This window comes from Streptomyces sp. NPDC092369 (genome assembly GCF_044755245.1).
GTDB lineage: Bacteria > Actinomycetota > Actinomycetes > Streptomycetales > Streptomycetaceae > Streptomyces.
In genome coordinates this window covers 1,250,861-1,276,243 of sequence record NZ_JBIVQP010000001.1, presented here as the reverse complement: position 1 = coordinate 1,276,243, position 25,383 = coordinate 1,250,861, and the positions used below count along the sequence as shown (strand labels likewise).

Annotated in this window: 18 protein-coding genes; 9 read left to right on the top strand and 9 right to left on the bottom strand. The window is 70.1% G+C overall.

Annotated features, from left to right (window positions below):
• The first annotated feature begins 10 nt into the window (after window positions 1–10).
• Entirely contained in the window at window positions 11–1,513 is a 1,503-nt protein-coding gene (gene menE, locus ACIQI8_RS05670) for an o-succinylbenzoate--CoA ligase (protein WP_402345253.1), read from the top strand.
• A 24-nt stretch (window positions 1,514–1,537) separates the two neighbouring features.
• The gene (locus tag ACIQI8_RS05665; protein WP_402345251.1) at window positions 1,538–1,993 is read left to right on the top strand and encodes a MaoC family dehydratase; all 456 of its coding nucleotides are present in this window, start codon (window positions 1,538–1,540) and stop codon (window positions 1,991–1,993) included.
• A 30-nt stretch (window positions 1,994–2,023) separates the two neighbouring features.
• Here ACIQI8_RS05665 and ACIQI8_RS05660 read toward each other — a convergent pair whose 3' ends face one another.
• The 7 genes from ACIQI8_RS05660 to ACIQI8_RS05630 form a co-directional block, all read right to left on the bottom strand.
• A complete protein-coding gene (locus tag ACIQI8_RS05660; protein ID WP_402345250.1) occupies window positions 2,024–3,691 on the bottom strand; it encodes a PHP domain-containing protein in 1,668 nt (555 codons plus the stop codon).
• Between the two features lie 27 nt (window positions 3,692–3,718).
• Window positions 3,719–5,563 carry a LamG-like jellyroll fold domain-containing protein gene (locus ACIQI8_RS05655; RefSeq protein ID WP_402345249.1) on the bottom strand — a complete coding sequence of 615 codons (1,845 nt, stop codon included), beginning with the start codon at window positions 5,561–5,563 and terminating at the stop codon, window positions 3,719–3,721.
• Window positions 5,564–5,597: 34 nt separating this feature from the next.
• A complete protein-coding gene (locus tag ACIQI8_RS05650) occupies window positions 5,598–8,540 on the bottom strand; it encodes a glycoside hydrolase family 2 TIM barrel-domain containing protein (protein WP_402345247.1) in 2,943 nt (980 codons plus the stop codon).
• A complete protein-coding gene (locus ACIQI8_RS05645; protein WP_402345245.1) occupies window positions 8,537–9,373 on the bottom strand; it encodes a carbohydrate ABC transporter permease in 837 nt (278 codons plus the stop codon). Before ACIQI8_RS05645 ends, ACIQI8_RS05650 begins: the two co-directional genes overlap by 4 nt.
• A gap of 12 nt (window positions 9,374–9,385) precedes the next feature.
• On the bottom strand, window positions 9,386–10,342 hold the full coding sequence (locus tag ACIQI8_RS05640; protein ID WP_402345243.1) for a carbohydrate ABC transporter permease: 957 nt from the start codon (window positions 10,340–10,342) through the stop codon (window positions 9,386–9,388).
• Window positions 10,342–11,628, bottom strand: a complete 1,287-nt coding sequence (locus ACIQI8_RS05635; protein ID WP_402345241.1) for an ABC transporter substrate-binding protein — start codon at window positions 11,626–11,628, stop codon at window positions 10,342–10,344. The genes ACIQI8_RS05640 and ACIQI8_RS05635 overlap by 1 nt, the downstream gene beginning before the upstream one ends.
• Window positions 11,629–11,693: 65 nt before the next feature.
• A complete protein-coding gene (locus ACIQI8_RS05630) occupies window positions 11,694–12,752 on the bottom strand; it encodes a carbohydrate kinase family protein (protein ID WP_402345239.1) in 1,059 nt (352 codons plus the stop codon).
• 129 nt (window positions 12,753–12,881) lie between these two features.
• Between ACIQI8_RS05630 and ACIQI8_RS05625 the strand changes: the two genes are divergently transcribed.
• The 5 genes from ACIQI8_RS05625 (at window position 12,882) to ACIQI8_RS05605 (ending at window position 20,430) form a co-directional block, all read left to right on the top strand.
• Window positions 12,882–13,646 (top strand): DeoR/GlpR family DNA-binding transcription regulator, encoded by a 765-nt coding sequence (locus ACIQI8_RS05625; protein ID WP_402346701.1) that lies wholly within the window; start codon window positions 12,882–12,884, stop codon window positions 13,644–13,646.
• On the top strand, window positions 13,643–14,980 hold the full coding sequence (locus tag ACIQI8_RS05620; protein WP_402345237.1) for a 6-phospho-beta-glucosidase: 1,338 nt from the start codon (window positions 13,643–13,645) through the stop codon (window positions 14,978–14,980). Before ACIQI8_RS05625 ends, ACIQI8_RS05620 begins: the two co-directional genes overlap by 4 nt.
• 44 nt (window positions 14,981–15,024) lie before the next feature.
• A complete protein-coding gene (locus tag ACIQI8_RS05615) occupies window positions 15,025–18,078 on the top strand; it encodes an alpha-mannosidase (RefSeq protein WP_402345235.1) in 3,054 nt (1,017 codons plus the stop codon).
• 2 nt (window positions 18,079–18,080) lie between these two features.
• Entirely contained in the window at window positions 18,081–19,331 is a 1,251-nt protein-coding gene (locus ACIQI8_RS05610; protein WP_402345233.1) for an alpha-L-fucosidase, read from the top strand.
• A gap of 193 nt (window positions 19,332–19,524) precedes the next feature.
• Window positions 19,525–20,430 carry a sulfotransferase family protein gene (locus ACIQI8_RS05605; RefSeq protein ID WP_402345231.1) on the top strand — a complete coding sequence of 302 codons (906 nt, stop codon included), beginning with the start codon at window positions 19,525–19,527 and terminating at the stop codon, window positions 20,428–20,430.
• 34 nt (window positions 20,431–20,464) lie between these two features.
• Here ACIQI8_RS05605 and ACIQI8_RS05600 read toward each other — a convergent pair whose 3' ends face one another.
• Both ACIQI8_RS05600 and ACIQI8_RS05595 read right to left on the bottom strand, forming a co-directional pair.
• On the bottom strand, window positions 20,465–22,144 hold the full coding sequence (locus ACIQI8_RS05600; protein ID WP_402345229.1) for a carbohydrate binding domain-containing protein: 1,680 nt from the start codon (window positions 22,142–22,144) through the stop codon (window positions 20,465–20,467).
• 197 nt (window positions 22,145–22,341) lie between these two features.
• Window positions 22,342–23,499, bottom strand: coding sequence for an ATP-grasp domain-containing protein (locus ACIQI8_RS05595; RefSeq protein ID WP_402345227.1), 1,158 nt, complete (start codon window positions 23,497–23,499; stop codon window positions 22,342–22,344).
• Between the two features lie 312 nt (window positions 23,500–23,811).
• On the opposite strand from ACIQI8_RS05595, the gene ACIQI8_RS05590 reads away from it, so the two are divergent.
• Complete coding sequence (locus ACIQI8_RS05590) at window positions 23,812–24,699, top strand: metallophosphoesterase family protein (RefSeq protein ID WP_402345225.1); 888 nt, start codon at window positions 23,812–23,814, stop codon at window positions 24,697–24,699.
• Complete coding sequence (locus ACIQI8_RS05585) at window positions 24,696–25,382, top strand: 4'-phosphopantetheinyl transferase (RefSeq protein WP_402345223.1); 687 nt, start codon at window positions 24,696–24,698, stop codon at window positions 25,380–25,382. Before ACIQI8_RS05590 ends, ACIQI8_RS05585 begins: the two co-directional genes overlap by 4 nt.
• Window position 25,383 lies beyond the last annotated feature (1 nt).

Sequence of the window (25,383 nt, the reverse complement as noted above, 5' to 3'; positions counted from 1 at the left end):
GGGGCCGGACATGCGCAACGAGGGACTGGGGTCGTGGCCCGCACGCCGGGCCCGCAAGACCCCGCACCGCACCGCCCTGATCCACGGCGCCACCACGCTCACGTACGCGGAGCTGTACGACCGCACCACCCGCCTCGCCCACGCCCTGCGCGCCCGCGGCATCCGGCGCGGCGACCGCGTCGCCTACCTCGGCCCCAACCACCCCTCCTACCTGGAGACGCTGTTCGCTGCCGGCACGCTCGGCGCGGTCTTCGTCCCCCTCAACACCCGCCTGACCGGCCCCGAGATCGCCTACCAACTCGCCGACTCCGGCGCCAAGGCCCTCGTGCACAGTCCCTCGCACACCGGGCTCGTCGCCGGCCTGCCGGGCAGCACCGACGTGCGGATCTACGTCGAAGTCGGCGCCGAATACGAGGAGTTGCTGACGTCGGCCGCGGTCGAGCCGATCGACGAACCGGTCATCCCCGACGACACCTGCGTCATCATGTACACCTCGGGCACGACCGGCCGTCCCAAGGGCGCGATGCTCACCCACGGCAATCTCACCTGGAACGCGGTCAACGTCCTCGTCGACACCGACCTGATCGCCGACGAACGGGCCCTGGTCTCCGCTCCGTTGTTCCACACGGCGGGCCTGAACATGCTGACGCTCCCGGTCCTGCTCAAGGGCGGCACGTGCGTCCTGGTCGAGTCCTTCGATCCCGGACAGACACTCGAACTGATCCAACGGCACCGGATCACCTTCATGTTCGGGGTGCCGACGATGTTCGACCAGGTGGCCAGACACCCGCACTGGCCGGCCGCCGACCTGTCCTCCCTGCGCATCCTGACCTGCGGCGGCTCCCCCGTGTCGACCCAGCTGATCACCGCCTACCAGGAGCGCGGACTGACTTTCCTCCAGGGCTACGGCATGACGGAGGCGTCCCCCGGCACGCTGTTCCTGGACGCCGAACACGCGGTGAGCAAGGCGGGTTCGGCCGGGGTGCCGCACTTCTTCAGCGATGTGCGGGTGGTCCGGCCTGACCTGGTCCCCGTCGACATCGGCGAGACCGGGGAGGTGGTGGTCCGCGGGCCGCACGTCATGCCCGGCTACTGGGGACTGCCCGAGGAGACGGCCGCCTCCTTCACGGACGGCTGGTTCCGCAGCGGCGACGCGGCCCGGGTCGACGAGGACGGATACGTCCATGTCGTCGACCGCATCAAGGACATGATCATCTCCGGCGGAGAGAACATCTACCCGGCCGAGATCGAGGACCTGCTCCTCGGCCACCCCGACATCGTCGAGTGCGCCGTCATCGGCGTGCCGGACGAGAAGTGGGGCGAGGTGCCGCGGGCGGTCGTCGTGCCCAGGGCAGGCGCCTCGCCGGACCCCGACGAGGTCCTCGCCTCCTTGGCCGGGCGCCTGGCCAAGTACAAGATCCCGAAGTCGGTCGTGCTCGCGGACGAACTCCCGCGCACCGCCTCCGGCAAGCTCCTCAAGTCCCGGGTGCGCAAGCGCTTCGGCGACCGGTAACTCCCTCTAAGGAACAGGCTACTCATGAGCATCACCGTCAACGGCCTTGACGAACTCAAGAAGCTCGCCGGCAGCGACCTGGGCACCAGCGAGTGGATCGAGGTCACGCAGGAGCGGATCGACACCTTCGCCGACGCCACGGGCGACCACCAGTGGATCCACGTGGACCCGGAGCGGGCCGCCGAGGGCCCCTTCGGAGCGCCCATCGCGCACGGCTACCTGACCCTCTCCCTCTTCATCCCGCTGTTCACCGAGCTGTTGGACGTCCAGGGCGTCACCACGAAGGTCAACTACGGCCTGAACAAGGTGCGTTTCCCCTCACCGGTGAAGGTCGGCTCCCGCATCCGCCTGGTCGGGAGGCTGGCGTCGGTCGAGGACGTGCCGGGCGGGGTGCAGATCGCGGTCGACGGCACCATGGAGATCGACGGCGGCGGGAAGCCCGCCGCCGTCCTGCAGAGCCTGTCGAGGTTCTACGCCTGATCCCAGCTGTCCTCTACTTGCTCACGTCCTTTACCTGCTCACGTCCACAAAAATCGGGTTGGAGTAGAACCACGTGTCCGCCCACGGGTCGCCGTTGCCGGGCTCGTGCGGGATCGGCCCGTGGGGGTCGACGGAGGCGCCGAGGTAACCGGCCCCGTGCCGGTTGCCGTCGCTCCCGCGCAGTCGGACGTAGAAGGACTCGTCCCCGGCGGTCAGCGGGATGCGAAGGGTGTACGTCCCCTTGCGGCCCGACACGTCCTTCGAGTGCACGACCCTGGTGTCCGGCGCCTTCCAGGTGTCCCGGTCGCTCACCTTGCCGCGCACCGCGCCCCGGATCACGTCGACGTGCGCCAACTCGGGCAGGATTCCCTGCGGGTTGGTCCGGGAGGCGCTCGTCACCGTCACGTACAGCGTGATCCTCTCGCCCCTGCGCACGCGCAGCCGGCCGCCGAGGGTGACACCGCGGCCGGCGTCGCAGTCCCGCTTGACCCGCACCTCGAGCCCGTCGAGAAGATGCCCGTGGTCGAGCCAGACGCGGCCCGCGCGCAGGCCCGCCATCACGGCGGTGTAGCCGTAGCGGGTCACGCCCACGTGGGTGCGGCTGAACTCGCCGGGCCAGAAGTCGCTGCCGGGCTGCGGGGTGTCGGTGTTCACCGGGTCGGGCAGCTTGCCGGTGTTGTCGAAGTTCTGCCCGGCGGGCCAGTCGCCGTTCTTCCAGGTGTCGAAGACCGTGCGGTGGTTGTCGGAGTTGGTGCTGATCGAGAACAGCTCGCCCTCGGCCAGCATCGAGTCCCACAGCCCGCCGACGGTCGCGGTCGCCCAGTCGAAGCCGCCGTAGGTCAGGAAGGCGTCGGCCGGGTAGCCCGCCCAGGACTGCGCGGAGGGCTTGTTCTCGTACTCGCCGCGGATCGAGGTGGCACCGCGCCAGCCGGGGATCGCCGCGCCCTGGGCGCCGGGCGCGCCCTCCATGCCGATCATGATCTCGGGGGCCGCGTCCCGCCAGTTGCGGATCTCGTGCGGGGAGTCGATGCCCAGGCGCAGCGGGTGGTTGGCGAGGACCAGGACGTCGTCGACGTAACCCGAACGGCGTTGCTCGGCCAGCCACTTGACGGCCTTGACGGCGTGCGCCTCGTTGCGGGCGGTGTCGGTCGCGCCGGCCGCGCCCTCGGTGTAGCCCAGCAGCTTGCCGTCGTAGGCCAGCTCGAACTGCGTGAGCAGGTCGACCTCGTGCCGGCCCGGTGCGGCGAACACCGTGCAGTGCTCGGCGGCGGGGATGTACCACTCCAGCCCCTGGAAGATCAGCTGGCGCGGGTTCTGCGCGCGGGCCTTGAGGATCTCCTTGTGCTCCAGCGCGGCGCCGTAGTCGGCGTGCCCGAAGTTGGAGTGCTCGTTGAACACCATCCAGTCCAGGCCGTACTTGGCGGCGGCCTGGGCCTGCTGGGAGAACGTGTACTTCGCGTCGTGGCTGTAGACGGAGTGCACGTGGTGGTCGCCGACCAGGTAGGCCAGGCGCGGGTCGTCGCCGCCGAAGCCCTTCCGGTCGGCGGCGAGGGCGGGCGTCGCGGCCGAGCCGAGGGTGAAAGCGGCGCCGAACAGGCCCGCGCGGCGCAGGAGTTGGCGCCGCGAGACGCCCTGGGCGTCGAGGGCGGCGGGGGAGACGGACGGGTCGGCCCAGGCGGGCAGCTGCTGCTCGGTCATGATCGTGGAAGGTCCTCTTCGAGGGCGTCAGTGGGTCATGAAGGACGTGACGGGCAGCGCCCGCGAGACGATCCGCACATCGCCGAGGCGGCCGTGCAGGATCTGGTCGATCTTGTCGGCGTACGTGTAGCCGCCGAGCAGCCACGGCAGTCCGACGGAGGTGATGCCGACGGCGGCCGTCTTCGGATTGCGGACGACCGGGCAGCCCTCGACGTACAGGGTCGTGTGCCTGCCGTCGTTGACGACGGCGAGGTGCCACCAGGTCTCCAGCGGGGTCTCCTGACCCCAGTTGGTGGCGATGCCCTGCTGGTTGAGCGGGCGCATCGCCCACTGCGGCTCGCGGTCGTTGGACAGCGACAGCGTGGCGAGGGGCTCGTCGGGGTCGTCCGCGGTCTTGCCCGCCGCGCCGCCCGTGCCGGTCCGGCTGACCAGCCCGGACCAGGCGTTGTGGTCGGGGTCCCAGTCGGCCGGCAGCCGGTAGAACGCCTCGATGGTGTAACCGTCCTTGAAGGACGCCGAGTTGAGCGGCGCTTCGGCGACCGTCTTGAGGTACGCCCCCTTCAGCGGGGACTTGAAACCGGTGAACTCCAGGCTGCCGTGGCCGGGTTGGTCGGGGTGGTGCGTCGCCGACCAGCCGAGCGTGCCGCCGCCCACCGAGACCGTGGTGAGGTCGTTGCCGCGACCGGTCAGGTCACGGACCGTGCCGGAGACCGGTCCGTCGAAGCGCCAGTACGCCACCGTGCCCGGGATCAGCATCCGGGAGGCGGCCCGGGCCGGGCGCACCGGCACCGGGTCGAAGCCGGCGAAGCGCTCGGTGAAGTCGATGTCCACGGAGAAACGGTCGCCGTCACCGCTCAGCTCGATCTCCTGCCGCTCCAGCTCGTTGAGGCCCTTCGCGGCCCGGCCGAGGATCCACGGGGAGACCGTCTCGACGTCGATGACGTCGCGGTCCAGGTCGAAGTGGTAGAGGCGGATCATCGCCGCGCCGCCGAAGTAGCGGTTCTGATAGTTCGTCAGGTGCAGGTGGACGTCGTGGCCCGCCGCGTTCTTTCGGACCGCCCGCCCGGCCGGCCAGTAGTGGCCGTTGAGCGTCAGGAAGATCTGGTCGTGGTCCTTGATCAGCTGGTCCCACAGCTGCTGCCCGTACGAGGACAGGGTGTCCTCCTCGACGACCAGCTCGTGTGTGGTGAGCACAACCGGTGTCTTCGGGTGCCGGGCCAGGACGTCCTTCGCCCAGGCGTATCCCTTCGCCGACAGCCGCCAGTCCAGCGCGAGCACCATCCACTCGCGCCCGCCGGCCGTGAAGAGGTGGTACGTGTTGTAGCCGTCGTCGGACGCGCCGCCGAAGGTCTTCTTGTTCTTGAACCGCTTGGGTCCGAAGGTGTTCAGATACGGTGTCGAGCCGCGCTGGTCGTCCGTCGAGGAGTTCACGTCGTGGTTGCCGGCCAGGACGCTGTAGCCCACGCCCCGCCGGTCCAGGATCCCGAACGTCTCGCCGATGGCGTCGAATTCGGCCTCGGCGCCGTTCTGGGTGAGGTCGCCGAGGTGGCTCAGGAAGACGATGTTGTCGTCCTTGCCGTGCTCCAGCAGATAGCGCAGTGAGGCTTCCAGCGGCGCCGGGTGGATGCTCGGTCCGTCGAAGAGGTACTGGGTGTCGGGCATCACGGCGAGGGTGAAGCGCCGGCTGTCCGGGTCGGGCCGCCAACCGCTCTTCCTCTCCGACGCCTCGGCGACGGTCGGCAGCGCGGCCCCGGCCGTGGCGGCGGCGCCGAGCAGCGCGGTGGCGCGCAGGAAGCCGCGTCTGCCGGCTCCGGACGGGAGGGCCTCGCACGGGGTGGCCTCGTCCTGGCTGTGGTCATGCGAAGTACACACGGGTGCTCCGTAAGTGACGTGGGAAAGCCTGGGGTTACAGCACGCGCAGAGTCCAGCTCCAGCGGTGGAGGCCCGGTGCGATGCGGTAGGAGGGGAAGGTGTCCGGGCCGCAGGAGGCGGTGCCCAGACCGCGGTGCGCCGCGTCGATGTGCACCACGCACCCGGCGCGCGGCGCCAGTTGGTCGTGGTGGCCGACGGCGGTCAGGTCGTCGGCGTGGAAGCGGGTGACGGAGACCTGGCGGGGCTCGTCCAGCACGACCGCGAGTCCGGTGGCGTCCGCGCGTCCCATGACGTGCGCGGCCGAGAGCGTGAAGCGGCGCACCCCGTGCCGGCCGCCGCTCTCCTGCGGTCGCAGGTAAGGGGTGAACAACTCGTCGACGGGCACGGAGTGATGGCCGACCGGCGCGCCCGCGCTGCGGTCGGGGTATGACTCCCAGGGCCCCTGCCCGAACCACTCCAGCAGGTCGAGTCCCGCCACCGTCTCGAAGACCGACCCGACCCGGGCCACGTCGTCGAACTCCTCGGGCAGCTCGGCCTCCTCGTCGATCCGGATGCCACCCTCGACCGGGGTGAGCTCCTGCCGGTGCCGAACGACACCGCCCGTGCCGGCGTACTCGGCGAGCACGGTGACGCTCGCGCCGGTCTGCCGTACGGACACCACCTTGCGGACCAGCGAGTCGAGCCCCCAGGTCCGCCAGCGCAGCGCCATCCCGCCCAGCTCGTCGTTGTCGGTGGGCGCCCGCCACAGGGACAGCGTCGGCGCGGCCGTCAGCAGGGGGTGCATCAGCAGGCCTTCACCGTCGACCTCGACGGGCCGGTCCACCATCACGCCCTCGGGCACGACGGGCCCGCGCAGCCGGACCTGCGGTGCGCACACCTCGGTGCCGACCGGCGCCCACGGCAGCTCCTCGGCCGTGGTCACCCGCAGGGTCAGCCAGGCCTCGCCCCCGTCCCGCGGCACCTCGAAGGGCAGCGGCACCACGACCGTCTCGCCGGGCACCAGATCGGGCAGCACGGCGGGCGCGGTGAGCGTAGGCCCGTCGGCCAGGACGAGCTCCCACGTGCCCGCCAGCCAGTCCAGGCCGCGGAAGTGCTGGTGGTTGCCCAGCACGATGCCCTCGTGCCGGTAGCACTCGATCCGCAGCGGGGCCGCGATCTCCCGGTGCTCGAACAGCACGGGCTTGGGGGTGCGGTCGGGGAAGACCACCCCGTCGGCGATGAACGCGCCGTCGTGGATGGTCTCGCCGAAGTCGCCGCCGTACGCCCAGCGGTGACCGGGCGCGGCGACACCGTTGTCGTACAGCCCGGCGCCCGCGCGCCCGGTGGGTCTTCCGTCGCTCACGCGTTGCAGAATTCCGTGGTCCCAGAACTCCCAGATGAACCCGCCCTGAAGACCGGGCGTGGACTCGATGGCGGCCCAATGGTCGGCGAGTGTGCCGTTGCTGTTGCCCATGGCGTGCGAGTACTCGCACTGGATGAGCGGCCGGGTCTGCAGGCCCGACAGCGCGTGCGCGACGCAGTCCTCCAGCGGCGCGTACATGGGACAGGCGATGTCGGAGGCGTCGTCGGTGGCCGCCCAGTCGAGCTTGGCGGCCCCCTCGTACTGCAGGGGCCGCGTCGGGTCGTGCCGGCGCAGCCAGCCCGCCGCCGCGTCGTGGTTCGCGCCGTAGTCCGACTCGTTGCCCAGCGACCAGAGGATGATCGACGGATGGTTCTTGTCGCGCAGCGCCATCCGGGCGACACGGTCCACGAAGGCGTTCAGATAGCGCGGGTCGTCCGCGATCTCGTGCGCGTGGTCGTGCGACTCGATGTCCGCCTCGTCGACGACGTAGAAACCCAGCTCGTCGGCGAGGTCGTAGAGGGACGGGTCGTTCGGGTAGTGCGAGGTGCGGATCGCGTTGAAGCCGAACCGTTTCAGCAGGACGAGGTCCGCGCGCATGTCGTCGTACGACACCGTGCGGCCGGTCAGCGGATGGAAGTCGTGCCGGTTCACGCCCCGGATGTAGACGCGCTCGCCGTTGACCAGCAGGTCCCGCCCGTCGATCGTGACGTCACGGAAACCGATGCGGTGCTGCGAGGTGTCGGCGACCGTTCCGTCGGCGCGGTGCAGCCGGACGGTGAGGCCGTACAGTTCGGGCGTCTCGGCGTTCCAGGTGCGCACCTCGGGCACGACGGCGTCGAGGCGGGCCTCGCCGAGGAAGTCGGAGACGCGGTCGTCCTCGGCGTTGGCGCGGTCGAACTCCACGTTCTGCGCGAGGAGTCGGCCCTCCAGGTCGCCGCTGATCCACCAGCCCTCGGGCAGCGCCCCGGCCGCGTCCCGCACCAGGCAGTCCACCCGCAACTCGCCCTCGAAGGACGCGCGCACGGTCACGTCGGCCAGGTACAGCGGGTCCGTCGCGTACAGCAGCACCGAGCGGGTGATCCCGGCGTGCCACCACTGGTCCTGGTCCTCCAGGTGCGAGGCGTCGGACCACTTCACGACGGTCAGCCGTACGGTGGCCCGCTCGCCGGCGCGCACGACCTCGCTCAGGTCGAACTCGGCGGCCAGGTGGGAGTCCTTGGACACGCCGACGGGCTGCCCGTCCACGTGCACGAGCAGCACGCTCTCGGCGGCGCCGACCTGGAGCACGATCCGGCGTCCGGCCCAGCGGGCGGGCACCTCCACCTCACGCTCGTACACACCCGTCGGGTTGGCCGCGGGAGAGTCCGGCGGGAACGCGGCGAACGGCATCCGGACGTTGGTGTACTGGGGGAGGTCGTCCGTGTCCTGCATGGTCCAGGGGCCCGGCACCCGCGTCGAAGACCAGGTCTCGGTGAGCGAGGCGTCCGGGCTCGGCAGCAGTTGGAAGCGCCAGTCGCCGTCGAGGGAGACCGCCTCGCGGCGGCGGTCGACGGCGTTCATGGGCAACCGCCCCCAGGAGGTCACCTCAGGTGCCTCCCAGGGGCGGAGCGCCAACAGGGGGTCCCTCTCCCTCACTTGATGGCTCCCTTGGCGAGGTCCCCGATGATCTGCCGGGCACCGATCGCGAAGACGATCAGGAGCGGGACGAGTGCGAGCAGGGCTCCGGTCATGACCATTCCGTAGTCCGTGGTGCCGTGGGTGCCGTTGAGCTGGGACAGCGCCACCTGGAGGGTCACGTTGTCCGGGTTGGTGAGGGCGATCAGAGGCCAGGCGTAGTCGTTCCACTGGCCCATGAAGGTGAAGATGCCGAGGAAGGCCAGGCCCGGGCGGACCACGGGGAGGGCCACGTGCCAGTACTGGCGCAGGAAGTTGGCGCCGTCGATGCGCGAGGCGTCGAGGAGTTCGTCGTGGATCGCGGTCTTCATGTACTGGCGCATCCAGAAGATGCCGAACGCGTTGGCGGCGGCCGGCACGATCAGCGCGGTCATCGAGCCGATCCAGCCGAGCTTCGCCATGATCACGAACTGTGGGATCGCGGACAGCTGCGCCGGCACCATGAAGATGACCATCAGCAGCGCGAACAGCACGTTCTTGCCCGGGAAGCGGAACTTGGCGAAGACGAACGCGGCCAGCGAGTCGAAGAACAGGACCAGGAAGGTCACCGACCCCGCCACCAGCAGCGAGTTGAACATCGAGCCGAAGAAGTCGATGTTGTCGAAGAGACTGCGCGCGTTCTGCAGGAAGTGCGAACTCGGCAGCAGCTTGGGCGGGTAGGAGAAGATCTCGGACGTCGTGTGGGTCGACATGATGACGGCCCAGTAGAACGGGAAGGCCGAGAGCAGCAGCCCGACGACCAGGACGGCGTGCAGCGCGATTCCGCGGCTGCGGGTTCCCTTGATGGATGCCATGGCCCGGCCTCCCTAGTCCTCGCCCCGGCGCTGCACAAGGCGCCAGTTGACGATCGAGAAGATGATGACGACGAGGAAGATGCCCCACGCCACGGCGGCGCCGTAGCCGAAGTCGTTGTTGTCGAAGGTCTGCTGGAAGAAGTAGAGGACCATCGTCTGGCCCGAGTGACCCGGACCGCCCGCGAACGTCGAGTCGTTGGACGTGGTCTGCAGCAACACCTGCGGTTCGGAGAAGCTCTGCAGGCCGGTGACCGTCGAGATGATGAGCACGAACAGCAGCACCGGCCGCATCATCGGCAGTGTGATCCGGAAGAAGGTCTGCACGGGTCCCGCGCCGTCCATGCGCGCCGCCTCGTACAGCTCGCTCGGGATGGTCTGCAGGCCGGCGAGGAAGATGATCGCGTTGTAGCCGGTCCACTGCCAGGTCATCAGTGTGGCGATGGCGATCTTGATGCCCCACGGGGTGTTCAGCCAGGCCACCTGGTCAAGGCCGACCGCCTGCAGAAAGGCGTTCACCAGACCGAAGTTGGTGGAGAACACCGAGCCGAAGATGATCGCGATGGCGACCACCGAGGTCACGTTCGGCAGGAAGTACGCGAAGCGGTAGACGTTCTTGAAGCGGACCGCCGAGTTGAGCATCACGGCCGTCACCATCGCCAGGAAGATCATGGGGAAGGTGGCCAGCGCCCAGATGATGATCGTGTTCCCGACCGCGTTCCAGAAGTCGGTGTCGCCCAGCAGGTACTGGTACTGCGAAAGGCCCGCCCACTCCATCGAGCCCAGGCCGTCCCAGCGGTGCAGGGAGACGTAGAGCGAGAAGCCGACCGGGATCAGGCCGAAGCAGAGGAAGAGAAGGTAGAAGGGGGAGATCGCCGCGTACAGGTGCCAGTACTTGCGGAATCCCGTACGGGGGCGGGTCGTTGTCACCGTCTCGACGGTGACCGGGGGCTTGTCCAGGGCGGTGGCCATCAGTAGCTCACCCCCAGGTGCTTCGCGATCCGCCGGCACTTGCTCATGGCGTCACTCCAGGCCTTCTTGGGGTCCTTGCCGAGGACACCGACGTTCTTGATCTCGTCCTTGAGGGGCTGCCCCAGCGCCACGTCGAAGGGGCTGTTGTAGGCGACCGTGATCTTCTGCGCGGCGGGCCCGAAGACGTCCATCGTGACCTGGCCGCCGAAGAACGGGTCCGGCTGACGGAGCGTCTTGAGGTCGTAGGAGGCGGGGGTGGAGGGGAAGAGTCCCGCGTCGGCGAAGCCCTGCGCCTGGTTGGCCGCGTTCAGGATCCACGTGATGATCTGGAACGCCTGCTCGGGCTCGCGGCACTCCTTGGTGATCGACAGGAACGAGCCGCCGTTGTTCGAGGGCCGCACCGGCATCTGGGCCACTCGCCAGCGGCCCTTGGTCTTCGGCACCCCGGTCTTGAGGTCGCTGGTCGCCCAGGACGCGCCCAGCTGACTGGGCAGCTTGCCGTCCTGGACCGCCGACAGCTGGTCCGGCGTACCGCTCACCAGGTCCGAGACGATCTTGCGTTGCTTGGCCTGCACGGCCAGCGCCCAGGCGTCGCGCACGTGTTGCTGGTCGCCGATGAAGTGGCGGTCCTTGTCGACGTACCGCTTGCTGCCCTGCTGCACCACGTTCTCGAAGATCGAGTTGACGTCGGTGACCAGGGACGTGCCCGGGATCCGCTTCCGCAGCTGCTCGCCGGCCGCGAAGAACTTCTCCCAGGTGTTCAACTCCCGCGAGACGTCGTCCGGTTCGTACGGCAGTCCGGCCTTGTCGAAGACGGCGGACTGGTAGTAGTGCGCGACCGGACCGCAGTCGATCGGGAAGCCGACCATCGTGCCGTCGTCGGCGATGCCCTGGTCCCACTTCCAGGCCAGGTACTGGCTCTTGTACTTGTCCGCGCCGAGGGTGCGCAGGTCCACGAACTGGTTCGCGTTGGGCAGGTAGGACGCCATGTCCTCGCCCTTGAGGCCCGCGATGTCGGGGACGTGGGCGTTCCCCGCCATCGTCGTGATGAGCTTGGACCGGTAGTACCCGCCGATCTTGATGGCCTGGAGGTCGACATTGGCGTCGTAGCGGGCCTTGGCGTTCTTCAGGACCGTGTCGCCGAGGCCGCCGTCCCAGTACCACAGGACCATGTTCCGGCCGGTGGAACCGGTCGGAACGGCACAGCCGGACGTCAGGCCGCCGAGCGCCGTGGCGGCCGTACCGGCCAGGCCCGCGCGGAGCAGGCCTCTTCGTGAGAGCCGCACAGCTCCCACCGCCTTTCGGATCTTTTCTTGACGTGCGAACGAGGGGCTTGGGGGGGCGTTGGGGATCAGTGCTGCCGTGCGGTGTCGCGTGGGGGAAAGGGGTCGTGCGGGGCGGGCGGGGTGACGGGGGCGTGGCGCACCGGCGGGCCGACGTCCGCCGGGAGCCGGTCCGTCAGGAAGCCGTAGGCCCGCTTGAGGTCCGGGTCGGTGAGCGAGCGCCACCAGTGGTCGACGCCGTACCAGCCGGGTGCCGCGAGCGCCCCGCCGTGGTGCTGGACGGACAGTCCGGCCGACAGCACGGCGAACCGCAGCCGCTCCGCCAGCGGCCACCCTGCCAGCGAGGCGGTCACGAAGCTCGCACCGAAGACGTCACCGGCGCCCGTCGCGTCGAGGACGTCGACGTCCAGGGCCGGGACCTCCGCGTACTCGCCGGTGTTCTGGTCGACGGCCACCGCTCCGTCGCCGCCCCGTGTGACCACGGCCACCGGGACCAGCTCGGAGAGCGTGCCGAGGGCCGCCACCGCGCTGTCGGTGCGGGTGTAGGCCATCGCCTCGGTCTCGTTGGGGAGGAAGGCGTGGCACAGGGAGAGCTGGTCCAGGAGGTCGGAGGACCACTGCTGGGTGGGGTCCCAGCCGACGTCGGCGTAGATCTGCGTGCCGTTCGCCGCGGCCTTCGCGAGCCAGGCCCGGGGCTCCGCCTCGATGTGCACGAGGGCGGTGCGCGCCTCGGGCGGGTCGCCCATCAGCGCGTCCTGCGAGTACGGCGGTTCCTGGCCGTGGGTGACCAGGGCCCGGTCGTGTCCGTGCGCGAGGGAGACGGTGACGGGGGTGGGCCAGCCGTCCGCGACGCGGGAGAGCGAGAGGTCGATTCCTTCCTGACCTGCGAGGACCTCGTGGCAGTAGGCGCCGTAGAAGTCGTCACCGAAGACCGTGGCCAGCGAGGTGCGCAGGCCGAACCGGGACGCGGCGACCGCGAGATTGGCGATCCCGCCGGGGCCGCAGCCCATGCCGGCCGTCCAGATCTCCTCACCGGGCGTCGGGGGCTTGCCGAGACCGGTCAGGACCAGGTCGTAGAAGAGCAGCCCTGTCAGCAGCACGTCGGGCCGATCGTGGTCCTCGGACACGAAGGCGGTCCTCTCGTCAGAACTCTTCAAATTCGATGCAGGGAATCGTGCGCCCCGCTGCGAGATTGGTCAATAGTCGAGCAGAACTGAGCATAGAAATGATTGAAGATGACGAGTACTGTTCAGCGCGTGCTGGCGGAACGACGACATCAACTCATCCTGCGGGCCCTTCGCTCAGGTGGCCCCGCGGCCGTGACCGACCTCTCCGAGCAGCTGGGCGTGAGCCCGGCCACGATCAGGCGAGACCTGCTCAAGCTGGAGGAGGACGGTCTGCTCACCCGCGTCCACGGCGGCGCCGTGGCCGAGGAGGGCGACCAGCCCTTCGCGGAGGTCGCCGAGGTGCGGGTGGCAGAGAAGGACGCGATAGCGGCGCGCGGCGCGGCCATGGTCAAGGACGGTCAGTCGGTGCTGCTAGACATCGGCACCACCGCCTACCGCCTGGCCCGGCAGCTGCACGGCCGCCGCCTCACCGTGATCACCAGCAACCTGGTGGTCTACGAGGAACTCGCCGACGACGAGGGCATCGAGCTGGTGCTGCTCGGCGGCATGGTCCGCCGCGAGTACCGCTCCCTGGTCGGTTTCCTCACCGAGGACAACCTGCGCCAGCTCCATGCCGACTGGCTCTTCCTCGGCACCAGTGGAGTGCGCCCCGGTGGGCAGGTGATGGACACGACGGTCGTCGAGGTGCCGGTCAAGCGAGCCATGATCCAGGCGAGCGACCGGGTCGTCCTCCTCGCCGACCAGGCGAAGTTCCCGGGCACGGGCATGGCGAAGGTCTGCGGTCCCGAGGACCTGGACGTGGTGGTGACGAACGCGCCGGTCGACACGGCGACCCGCTCCTCCTTCGAGGAGGCGGGCGTCGAGATCGTGCTGGCAGGAAAGGTGCAGGCGTGAAGCTGACGATTCTGGGCGGCGGCGGATTCCGGGTCCCGCTCGTGTACGGGGCGCTGCTGACGGACCATGCCGAGGGCCGGGTCACCCAGGTGGTGCTGCACGACCTGGACGCGGGGCGCCTCTCGGCGGTGACCCGGGTCCTGGCCGAACAGGCCGCGGCCGTGCCGGACGCCCCGGAGGTGACCGCGACGACCGACCTGGACGAGGCGCTGCGCGGCGCCGACTTCGTCTTCTCCGCGATCCGCGTGGGCGGCCTCGAAGGCAGGGCGAACGACGAGCGCGTGGCGCTCGCCGAGGGCGTGCTCGGCCAGGAGACGGTGGGCGCGGGCGGTATCGCCTACGGACTGCGCACCGTCCCGGTCGCCGAGGACATCGCCCGCCGTGTGGCCCGCCTCGCGCCCGACGCCTGGGTCATCAACTTCACCAACCCCGCGGGCCTGGTCACCGAGGCCATGTCCCGCCACCTCGGCGACCGCGTCATCGGCATCTGCGACTCCCCGGTCGGCCTCGGCCGCCGTATCGCCCGCGTCCTCGGCGGCAACCCGAAGGAGGCGTGGATCGACTACGTCGGACTCAACCACCTCGGCTGGGTCCGCGGCCTGAAGATCGCCGGACGCGACGAACTGCCGCGCCTGCTCGCCGACCCCGACCTGCTCGGCTCCTTCGAGGAGGGCAAGCTCTTCGGCGTCGACTGGCTCCAGTCGCTCGGCGCGATCCCGAACGAGTACCTGCACTACTACTACTTCAACCGCGAGGCCGTCCGCTCCTACCAGCAGGTGGAGAAGACCCGCGGCGCCTTCCTGCGCGACCAGCAGGCGAGCTTCTACGACGGGATGCGCGACCCCGGTGCCCGCGCGCTGGCCGCCTGGGAGTCCACGCGCGCCGAGCGCGAGGCGACCTACATGGCCGAGAACCGGGAGACCGCGGGCGCCGGCGAGCGCGATGCCGACGACCTGTCCGGCGGCTACGAGAAAGTCGCCCTGGCGCTGATGCGGGCCATCGCCCGCGACGAGCGCACCACCCTGATCCTCAACGTCCGCAACGCCGGCACCCTCTCCGCCCTGGACGGGGAAGCCGTCATCGAGGTCCCCTGCCTGGTCGACGCCAACGGCGCCCACCCGGTCGCGGTGGACCCGCTGCCCGACCACGCCACCGGCCTGGTCTGCGCGGTGAAGGCGGTCGAGCGCGAGGTGCTCGCCGCCGCCGAGTCCGGGTCCCGCGCCACCGCCGTGAAGGCGTTCGCGCTGCACCCGCTCGTCGACTCGGTCAACGTGGCCCGTCGGCTCGTCGAGGGCTACACCGGGGTCCACCCGGGCCTGGCGTATCTTAAGTAGCCGACCGCCGGAAAGCGCTTTCCGTCCTTCTCCTGGAGACTTCCATGCACGACGAACGCCGCCGGATCGAGGAGCGCGTCGAGCGCCTCCACAACCAGCGCATCAAGCCGGCGATCCACGCCGCCTCCGTCCCCTTCGAGGTCGAGGCCTGGCAGGCGCCGGGCGAGCCGGTGCCCTTCGAGGAGGCGTCGGCCGCCCCGTACGAGCCCTTCGCGATGGACACCCCCTGGGGCCCGCCCTGGGGGACGACCTGGTTCCGGATGCGCGGGCAGGTGCCCGAGGAGTGGGCCGGGAAGCGCGTCGAGTCGGTCATCGACCTCGGCTTCGTCGGCGACTGGCCCGGCAACCAGGCCGAGGCGCTGGTCCATCTGACCGACGGGACACCGCTGAAGGCGGTCAACCCGCTCAACCAGTACGTGGCGATCGCCAACCCGGCGGTCGGCGGCGAGCGGATCGACTATCTCGTCGAGGCCGCCTCCAACCCGGACATCCTCGCCAACGACTTCAGGGAGCCCACCCCGCTCGGCGACGTCCTCACCGCGGGCGACAAGCCGCTCTACACCTTCAAGCGCGCCGACATCGCCGTCCTCGACGAGAACGTCTTCCACCTCGACCTCGACATCCAGGTACTGCGCGAGCTGATGCTGGAGCTGGGCGAGCACGACCCGCGCCGGCACGAGATCATGCACGCCCTGGACCGGGCGATGGACCTGCTCGACCTGGACGACATCGCAGGCTCGGCGGCCGACGTGCGCGAGGCGCTCAAGCCCGTCCTCGCCAAGCCCGCCAACGCCAGCGCGCACATCGTCTCCGGCGTCGGCCACGCGCACATCGACTCGGCCTGGCTGTGGCCGATCCGCGAGACCAAGCGCAAGACCTCCCGCACCTTCTCCAACGTCACCTCGCTGGCCGACGAGTACGAGGACTTCATCTTCGCCTGCTCGCAGGCCCAGCAGTACGAGTGGGTCCGCGACAACTACCCGCAGGTGTGGGCCCGCATCCAGGAGTCCGTCAAGAAGGGCCAGTGGGCGCCGGTCGGCGGCATGTGGGTCGAGGCCGACGGCAACCTGCCGGGCGGCGAGGCGGTGGCCCGCCAACTCATCCACGGCAAGCGGTTCTTCATCGAGCACTTCGGCGTCGAGACCAAGGGCGTCTGGCTGCCCGACTCCTTCGGCTACAACGCGGCCTACCCGCAGCTCGCCAAGCTCGCGGGCAACGACTGGTTCCTCACCCAGAAGATCTCCTGGAACCAGACCAACAAGTTCCCCCACCACACCTTCTGGTGGGAGGGCATCGACGGCACCCGCATCTTCACCCACTTCCCGCCGGTCGACACCTACAACGCCCGCTTCAGCGGCGAGGAGATGTCCCGCGCGGTCCGCAACTACCAGGAGAAGGGCAACGCCACCCGCTCCCTCGCCCCCTTCGGCTGGGGCGACGGCGGTGGCGGCCCGACCCGCGAGATCATGGAGCGCGCCCGCCGGCTGAAGAACCTGGAGGGCTCCGCGAAGGTCGAGATCGAGCACCCCGACGCCTTCTTCGCCAAGGCCCGCGAGGAGTACCCGGACGCGCCCGTCTGGGTCGGCGAGCTCTACCTGGAACTGCACCGCGCCACCTACACCTCGCAGGCCCGCACCAAGCAGGGCAACCGGCGCAGCGAACACAAGCTGCGCGAGGCCGAGTTGTGGGCCACCACGGCCGCCCTGCACGCGCCGGACTACGCCTACCCGTACGAGAAGCTCGACCGTCTGTGGAAGACGGTCCTGCTGCACCAGTTCCACGACATCCTGCCGGGCTCCTCGATCGCGTGGGTGCACCGCGAGGCCGAGGCCGAATACGCGCGTGTCGCCCAGGAGTTGGAGGCGCTGACCGCCGAGGCGGTGGCCGCGCTGGGTGCCGACGGGACCCGGGTGTTCAACGCGGGCCCCTTCGACCGCGCCGAGGTCGTGCGGACGGCCGCGGGTGTCGCCGCGTACGTCGAGGTGCCCGGCAGCGGCAGCGCGCCCCTGACCGACGCCGAGCCCCCGCAGCCGGTGACCGTCACGGGCCGCGTCCTCGACAACGGCCTGATCCGGGTCGAGGTCGCCGAGGACGGCACGCTGTCCTCCGTGCGCGACCTGCGCGCGGGCGGCCGTGAAGTCCTCGCCGAGCAGGGCAACCTGCTGCGTCTGCACACCGACCTCCCGAACTACTGGGACGCCTGGGACGTCGACAAGCACTATAAGAACCGCTACACGGACCTGCTGGACGCCGACTCCGTGGAGATCGCCGACGAGGACCCGCTGCTCGGCTCGATCCGCGTCACGCGCTCCTTCGGCAAGGGCTCGAAGATCACCCAGACGATCACGGTCCGCGCGGGCAGCCCCCGGATCGACTTCGAGACGGACATCGACTGGCACGAGGCCGAGAAGTTCCTCAAGGCCGGCTTCCCCGTCGACATCCGCGCCCCGCACTCCTCCGCGGAGATCGCCTTCGGCCACGTCCAGCGGCCCACGCACACCAACACCAGCTGGGAGGCGGCCCGTTTCGAGGTCTCCGGCCACCGCTGGGTGCACATCGGCGAGCCCGGCTACGGTGTCGCCGTCATCAACGACTCGACCTACGGCCACGACGTCTCCCGTACGGTCCGCGAGGACGGCGGCACGACCACCACGGTCCGCCTCTCCCTGGTTCGTGCCCCGCGCGTCCCCGACCCCGGGGCCGACCAGGGCCGCCACCGCTTCACCTACGCGCTGCTGCCCGGCGCCAGCATCGAGGACGCGGTCGCCGAGGGCTACGCCCTCAACCTCCCGCTGCGCATCGCCGATTCGGCGGGCGCACCGGAACCGGTCGTCTCGGTGACCGGCGAAGGCGTCACCGTCGAGGCGGTCAAGCTCGCCGACGACGAGTCCGGCGATGTCGTGGTACGGCTCTACGAGTCGCGCGGCGGCCGTGCCCAGGGCGTCCTGCGCACCGGCTTCCCGCTCGCGGGCGCCGAGGTGACCGACCTCCTGGAGCGCCCCCTGGAGACCGCGTCCGTCGACGACGGCGGAGTCCTGGTCGGGCTGCGGCCCTTCCAGATCCTCACGCTGCGCCTGAAGCGGGCCGGGGTGAACTGACCTTGGCCATGCAACCCTGGTTCACCGACGCCAAGTTGGGGATCTTCGTGCACTGGGGCATCTATGCCGTCGACGGCGTCCAGGAGTCCTGGTCGTTCTACGACGACATCGTGCCGCACGACCGGTACATGTCCCAGCTGGAGCGCTTCACCGGCGCGAAGTACGACCCGCGCGCCTGGGCGGACCTGTTCGCCCGGGCGGGCGCGAAGTACGCGGTCCTGACGACCCGTCACCATGACGGAGTCGCCCTGTGGGACACGGAGTTCGGCGACCTCAACCTCGGCCGGGACTACCTGACCGGCTACGCCGAGGCCCTGCGCGAGAAGGACCTCAAGGTCGGCTTCTACTACTCCCACTCCGACTGGAACCACCCCGACTACGCCTCCACGCGCAAGCCGGGCCGCCCGCCGGAGCAGGAGGACAACCGCTACTCCGAGGTCGCCGCCGAGGACGAGGACCTGGCGGCCTGGGAACGGTTCCTCGCCTACCGGGACGGCCAGATCCGCGAGTTGGCCTCCCGCTACCGCCCCGACCTGATGTGGTTCGACGGCGAGTGGGACCGCAGCGAGGAGCAGTGGCGGATCCCCGAACTGGCCGCGCTCATACGGTCGTACGCCCCGCACGTCGTCTTCAACGCGCGCATGCTCAGCGAGGGCGACTACGCCACCCCCGAGCAGGGCGCCCCCATCGTGCCGCCGGACGGCCCATGGGAGCTGTGCCTGACGATCAACGACTCGTGGGGGTACCAGCACCACGATCACCACCACAAGTCGCTCGCGCAGCTCGTCCGCTACTTCACCGAGACCATCGGGGGCGGCGGCAACCTGCTGCTCGACGTCGGCCCGATGGAGGACGGCACCATCCCGCAGCCGCAGGTCGAGCGCCTGGAAGGGCTGGGGGAGTGGATCCGCAAACACTCCGAGGCCGTGTACGGGACCGTGCGCGGGCTGCCGGCCGGGCACCACTACGGACCCAGCACGCTGTCCGCCGACGGCCTGACCCTCTACCTCACGCTGTTCGACGCCCCGCGCGCCGAGATCGGGGTACGGGGACTGGCCACGAAGGTCCGCCGGGTGAGCGTGCTCGGCAGCGGCACGGAACTAGCCCATCGGGTGGTCGGCGGCCTGCACGAGGCCGTCGGCGTGCTGTGGATCGACCCGCCCGGCGCGGCGGACCTCGACCCGTACGCCACCGTGCTCGCGGTCGAGCTGGACGGGGAGCTGGAGCTGTACCGGGGAGCCGGGAGGTTCTGACGCTGTACCGGGACGCCGGGCGGGTTCTGATTCTCGCGGCGGTCTGATTCCCATGGAGAATTAAGAGAACGGTAAGTCCCCTGGTCAAGGGCCGCGTTTAGGCTCCGCTGACCAGGGGTGTTCCTTTTCCGGACACCTGGAGTTCGCCTGCCGCGCCTGAGATGCGCCGGTAAGGCGAGAGAAAGGTGTCAGCGTGCGTGAGCCGCGAATGTCCGCGATAGGCAAGGGCCTCAGGCGCCGGGGACGGCTCATGGCCGAGGCGGTGAGCCCGCCGCGCAGAAGCCTGGACGCCATGCCCGCACCTCGCTTGGCCCCGAAGAACCCGGCGGCCGCGAAGAGTTCGGCCACACCGTCGTACACCGCCCCCTGCGCACCGCGCCTGGTCGAGTCACCGGTCTTCGTGCTCTCCTCGGTGCGCTCAGGATCGACGCTGCTACGGGTCCTGCTCAACAGCCACAGCCGGATCCGCGCCCCGCACGAGATGCATCTGCGCACCCTCCACGTCGACTTGAGCCGGACCTTCAGCGCGGACGCGATGCAGGCCCTCCAGCTCGACAAGGACGAGCTGGAGCACATGCTGTGGGACCGGGTGCTGCACCTGGAACTCGCCCGCAGCGGCAAGGACGTCATCGTCGACAAGACCCCGCCCAACACCCTCATCTGGCCGCGCCTGCAGCGATGTTGGCCAAGCGCCCGCTACATCCTGCTGCTGCGGCACCCCGGCGCGGTCGTCGCCTCCCTGACCGACCGCCGCAAGGACCCGGACCACGAGGACATCCGCGCCGAAGTCCTGCGCTACGCCGAGAAGCTGGAGGAGGCCCGGCTGGGCCTCGACGCCGCCCACGTCATCACGTACGAGGAACTCACCGCCGACCCGGAAAAGGTCACGCGCGGGCTGTGCGACCACCTCGGCGTCACGTGGGAACCCGCCATGCTCGACTACGGCAGCAAGGACCACGGGACCTTCCGCCCCCAGCTCGGCGACTGGTCGAGCACCATCAGGTCGGGCCGCATCCAGCCCGCCCGAGCCGCGGACACCACGGCCGAACTGCCGCCCAGGCTCGTGGAGTTGGCGAAGGCGTGGGGGTACCCGGGCTAGCGGGCACCCCCACGCGTCCGATCTTTTTCAAGGACTAGCCGGTGAAGCCGGCCGTGATCGAGGTGAACTGCCAGTTGTTCTGGCTGATGCCGGAGCAGTTGCTCACCACGCCGCCGCCCGGGCACGGCCGGTCGCGGTTGACCGCCCAGAACGCGAGGCGGGCGATGTGGTGACTGTTGGACCAGTCCTTGATCTGGGTCCAGATCGCGGGCGTGGTGTTCTCCTGCTGGTCGGACAGGCCGTTCATGCCGGAGATGCCGATGTGGGAGTACGCGGTGGCGTCGTCCCAGCCGAACGTCGACTTCAGCTTGGTCTTCAGGCCCTCCGCCGCGTTGACGGTGTTGCCGTACATGTCCGAGCCGCCGCCGAAGTCGAACGGCATGATGGTGAAGACGTCGATGTTCGCGCCGAGCGACTGCGCCTGCTCGATGAGCCGGTTGCCGTAGTAGGTCGGCCCTGTCGTCGACGTCCCGAAGGTGACGATGGTCTTCAGGCCGGGGTTGTTGGCCTTGACCGTCTTCAGGGCGGTGAGGATCTTCGCCTGCGTGGCCTCGTTCTCGAACTCGTCGGTGTTCTCGATGTCCATGTCGACGGCCTTGAGCCCGTAGGCGTCGATCACCTTCTGGATCGCTCCCGCCAGCGCGCTCGCGGAGGAGCAGTTGGCGCCGAGCTTGCTGCCCGACCAGCCGCCGAACGACGGGACGATGTCACCGCCCGCCGAGCGGATCTGGTTGATCGCCGTCTGGTCGACGCCGCCGGTCAGCGCCCGTTGGCCGTCCCAGGCGGGGTTGCAGCCGCCGGAGTCGAGGACGAAGGCCATCGTGAACCACTTGACGCCGGTCGCGGCCATCACCGTGGTCGGGCTCGGCGGGTCGCCCCAGCCCTCGAAGAGGTAGGGCGCGGCCTGCTTGAACCCGGTGGGGGTGCCGGTCCCCGCGTCCGTCGTGACGCTCACGGAGTTGGAGGCCGCCGAGGAGTTGCCGGCCGCGTCGCGCGCCCTGACCGTGAACGTGTAGGCGGTGCTGGGCGAGAGCCCGCTGACCGTCGCCGTCGTCCCCGAGACGCTGAGCACCTGGCCGGAGCCGGCGTAGATGTCGTACGCGGTGACACCCACGTTGTCCGTCGAGGCGTTCCACTTCAGCGACACGCTCGACGACGTCTTGCCGGTGGAGCTGAGCGCGCCGGGAGTCGTGGGCGCCTGGGTGTCGTTGCTGCCGCCGGGCCCGTCCAGGCTGATGTCGTCGGCGTAGTAGGTGCCCTGTGCGTACCAGCCGTGCGTGTAGATCGTCGCGCTGGTCTGCGAGGCACCGGTGGTGAAGGAGACGCTCAACTGGCTGTACGCGGACGGGGAGGTGGTCCACGTCGAGGCGCCGCCGTTCACGCCGAGGTAGACGTAGGAGCCGCGGACCCAGCCGGTGAGCGCGTACGTCGTGTTCGGCTGGACCGCGACGGTCTGGCTGCACTGCGCGATGTCGCTCGAACTCACCGCGCCCTGAAGGGCCTTGGTGCCCCCGTGGACGGGGGAGGAGACGACCGAGCCCAGGTTGCCGGTGCAGGTCCAGGGTGAGAGGGCGCCCGACTCGAAGCCGGGGTTGGGGAGGATGTTGGCCGCTTCGGCCGTGGTCGGCAGGGCGACGGCTCCGGCGAGCGCGAGAGCGGCGGTGCCGAGGAGTGCGAGGAGTCGACGTCCGGGACGTCTGAGTGGGTTACGCACGCGATCTCCCTGAAGTAAGGGGGATGTTCGGGAGTGCAGACTCGGGAGTACCGAGCAGAGCGGGGTGCGTCACCCAAGTTGGTATGGACCAATCGCGGTGTCAAGGTACTGCGATGCGATTGGTCCAGACCGGTATGAAGTTGTTCGTCCGGGCCATGATCGGCCGGGCGTGCGGAGCGTGATCTACCGGGCAGGCCCTACGCGGTCGCGCCCGCGTGGCTGCCTGCCGACCGCGGGGCGACCTCGACGGCTTCGGTCGACTCGGCCGGCTGCGCGGGCATCGCCGGCAGGGGCGCCTGCTCGTCCTCGTCCGGCCGCTGGTGCGACACCGACAGCGGGCGCAGCTGGCGCGGTCCGGACACCACCGTGTAGTCCTGGCCGAGGAACGGCGGCACGACCTCGCCCGGGTCCTCGCCGAGCGCCAACTGCACCGCGGCCCAAGGGGCGTTGACCCCGCACAGCGACAGCTGGTGCAGCCCGCCGGCGGGCCGCGTGTTGACGTCCATCAGCACCGGGCGGTCACCGAACATGCGGAACTGGATGTTGGACAGATAGTGCAGCCCGAAGCCCTCCGCGATCCGTCGCGCCGGCTCCAGCCACTGCTCGTGCAGCGTGAACCCGCGCCGCCGACCGTTCTTCGTCCGGCCGATCGCCAGCCGCACCCGGTTGTCGGGACCGGTGAGGCAGTCCACCGACACCTCCGGCTCCTCCAGACGCGGCATCACCAGCCAGTCGACCGGCTCGTCGGTCTCCTTCAGCGCGCCGAGCACCAGATCCAGCGGCACGTACGAGCTCGGGAACCCGGTCAGATGCATCATCGAGAACGGCGTACGCGTGATGACCCGGAAGCCCACCCCGCCCGCACCGGACGCCGGCTTGAAGCAGGCCTTGTGTCCGTCGGCCTCCAACTCCTCGACGGCGGCGAGGAGTTCATCCGCGTTGCGGACGCGGAACCACGACGGCACGGGCACGCCGATCGCCTGCACGGCCTCGTAGGCGATCACCTTGTCGTGGAAGACGGCGACGGCCTCGGGCGGCGGCGCCAGCAGCGCGGTGCCGACCGACTCGAAGTCGGCGCGGTGCGCCACGATCGCCGACTGGTGCAGCCGGGGCACGAAGACATCGATGCCACGACGCTGGCACTGGTCGAGCGCGTACTCGACGTAGGCGGCCGGGGACAGGCCCGCGGGCTCCAGCTCGGCGGTGTCGGCGGCGGCCAGCACGGGAGAGTCCGCGTCCCCGTGCGTCGCATGGATCTCGACGGCGCGATCGCTGGGATTTCGCCGCAGCTGATCCATGAAGAACACGTTCTCCGCGTACGTGCGGTTGAGCCAGACGCGTACGCGAGAGACCATGCAGGCCGCCTTTCGTGGTTCGCGGGCAGGGCAAAGCAGGCCCGTGCCCGGGCAGGGTGGAGGGAGGGTCGCCAAACAACCCCTGCTTGAAGGGAAGTTCCTGGCGGTGGTGTTGGGGCGATCATACGGCTTCGCGGAGGCCGGGCGTGCAACGTACGTGTTACGGATTTTCCGATCATGCCCACCCGGATCAGGAGTGCCGCGCCGGCGACGCGGTCCGCGCCGGACCGCCTTGTCGCGGCGCCGCGAATATGTTGTCGTGGTCCCGACCGGTGTGCGTGGGACGCGCCGGTCGTGCGGAGGGGGCGCGAGGTGACGTCGACGGCCGGTGGTGCCGGACAGCTGCTGGCCATCAGTGACCTGCACATCGGGTACGCCGAGAACCGCGCCCTCGTCGAGGAGATGCGCCCGGACACGGACGACGACTGGCTGCTCGTGGCCGGTGACGTCTCCGAGACCGTGGCCGACATCCGCTGGGCGCTGAAGACCCTGGCGAGCCGCTTTCGCAAGGTGATCTGGGCGCCCGGCAACCACGAGCTGTGGACCCACCCCAAGGACCCCGTCACCCTGCGCGGCACCGCCCGCTACGAGCACCTGGTCACCCTGTGCCGGGAACTGGGCGTGACGACCCCGGAGGACCCGTACCCCGTCTGGGAAGGACCCGGCGGCCCGGTCGTCGTGGCCCCGCTCTTCCTGCTGTACGACTACTCGTTCCTCCCGGCCGGCTGTGTCACCAAGGAGCAGGGGCTCGAGTACGCGTACAAGACGGGCATCGTCTGCAACGACGAGTACCTCCTGCACCCCGACCCGTTCCCGAGCCGCGAGGCCTGGTGCCGGGCGCGGGTCGCCGAGACCGAACGGCGCCTCGCCGAGATCCCGGGCGACCTGCCCACGGTCCTCGTCAACCACTACCCGCTGGACCGGCACCCCACCGACGTCCTGTGGCACCCCGAGTTCGCCATGTGGTGCGGCACCGACCTCACCGCCGACTGGCACCGCCGCTTCCGGGTCACGACGATGGTCTACGGACACCTGCACATCCCGCGCACCACCTGGCACGAGGGCATCCGTTTCGAGGAGGTGTCGGTCGGCTATCCGCGGGAGTGGCGCAAGCGGTCGCAGCCGCCGGGCAGGCTGCGGCGGATTCTGCCGTACGACCCGGGCGCGTCGGACCTGTCGAAGGAGGCCGGGACCCGGTGATCGAGGAACTGCTGCCGCCCGAGGTGGTCGCCGTGGAGGTGTTCGGCGACGACGGGAGCGAGCCCGCCCCGCTGTACCCGGAGGAGGCGGCGGTGGTGGAGCGGGCCGTCGCCAAGCGCCGTCGCGAGTTCGCCCTGGTCCGCGCCTGCGCCCGCCGCGCCATGGAGAAGCTCGGCGTGCCCCCGGCGCCCCTGGTGCCCGGCGAGCGCGGCGCCCCGGGCTGGCCCGCGGGACTGGTCGGCAGCATGACCCACTGCGACGGCTACTGCGCCGCCGCCCTCGTCCGCGCCGGCGACCTCGCCTCCCTCGGCATCGACGCCGAACCCCACGGACCGCTCCCCGAGGGCGTCCTGGACGCCGTGTCCCTGCCCGCGGAGGCGGTCCGGCTGCGCGCGCTGGCCCAGGAGCGCCCCGGCGTCCACTGGGACCGGCTCCTGTTCAGCGCCAAGGAGTCCGTCTACAAGGCGTGGTTCCCCCTCACCGGGCAGTGGCTGGAGTTCACCGAGGCCGACATCGACGTCTTCCTCGACCCCGGCGAACGCCTGCACGGCGGTTTCCGCGCCGAACTGCTCGTCCCGGGGCCGCTCGTCGGCCGACGGCGCGTCAGCCACTTCGAGGGCCGCTGGACCGTCCAGCGGGGCCTGGTGGCGACGGCGATCAGCGTGCCGCACGCCGCGGCCTGAC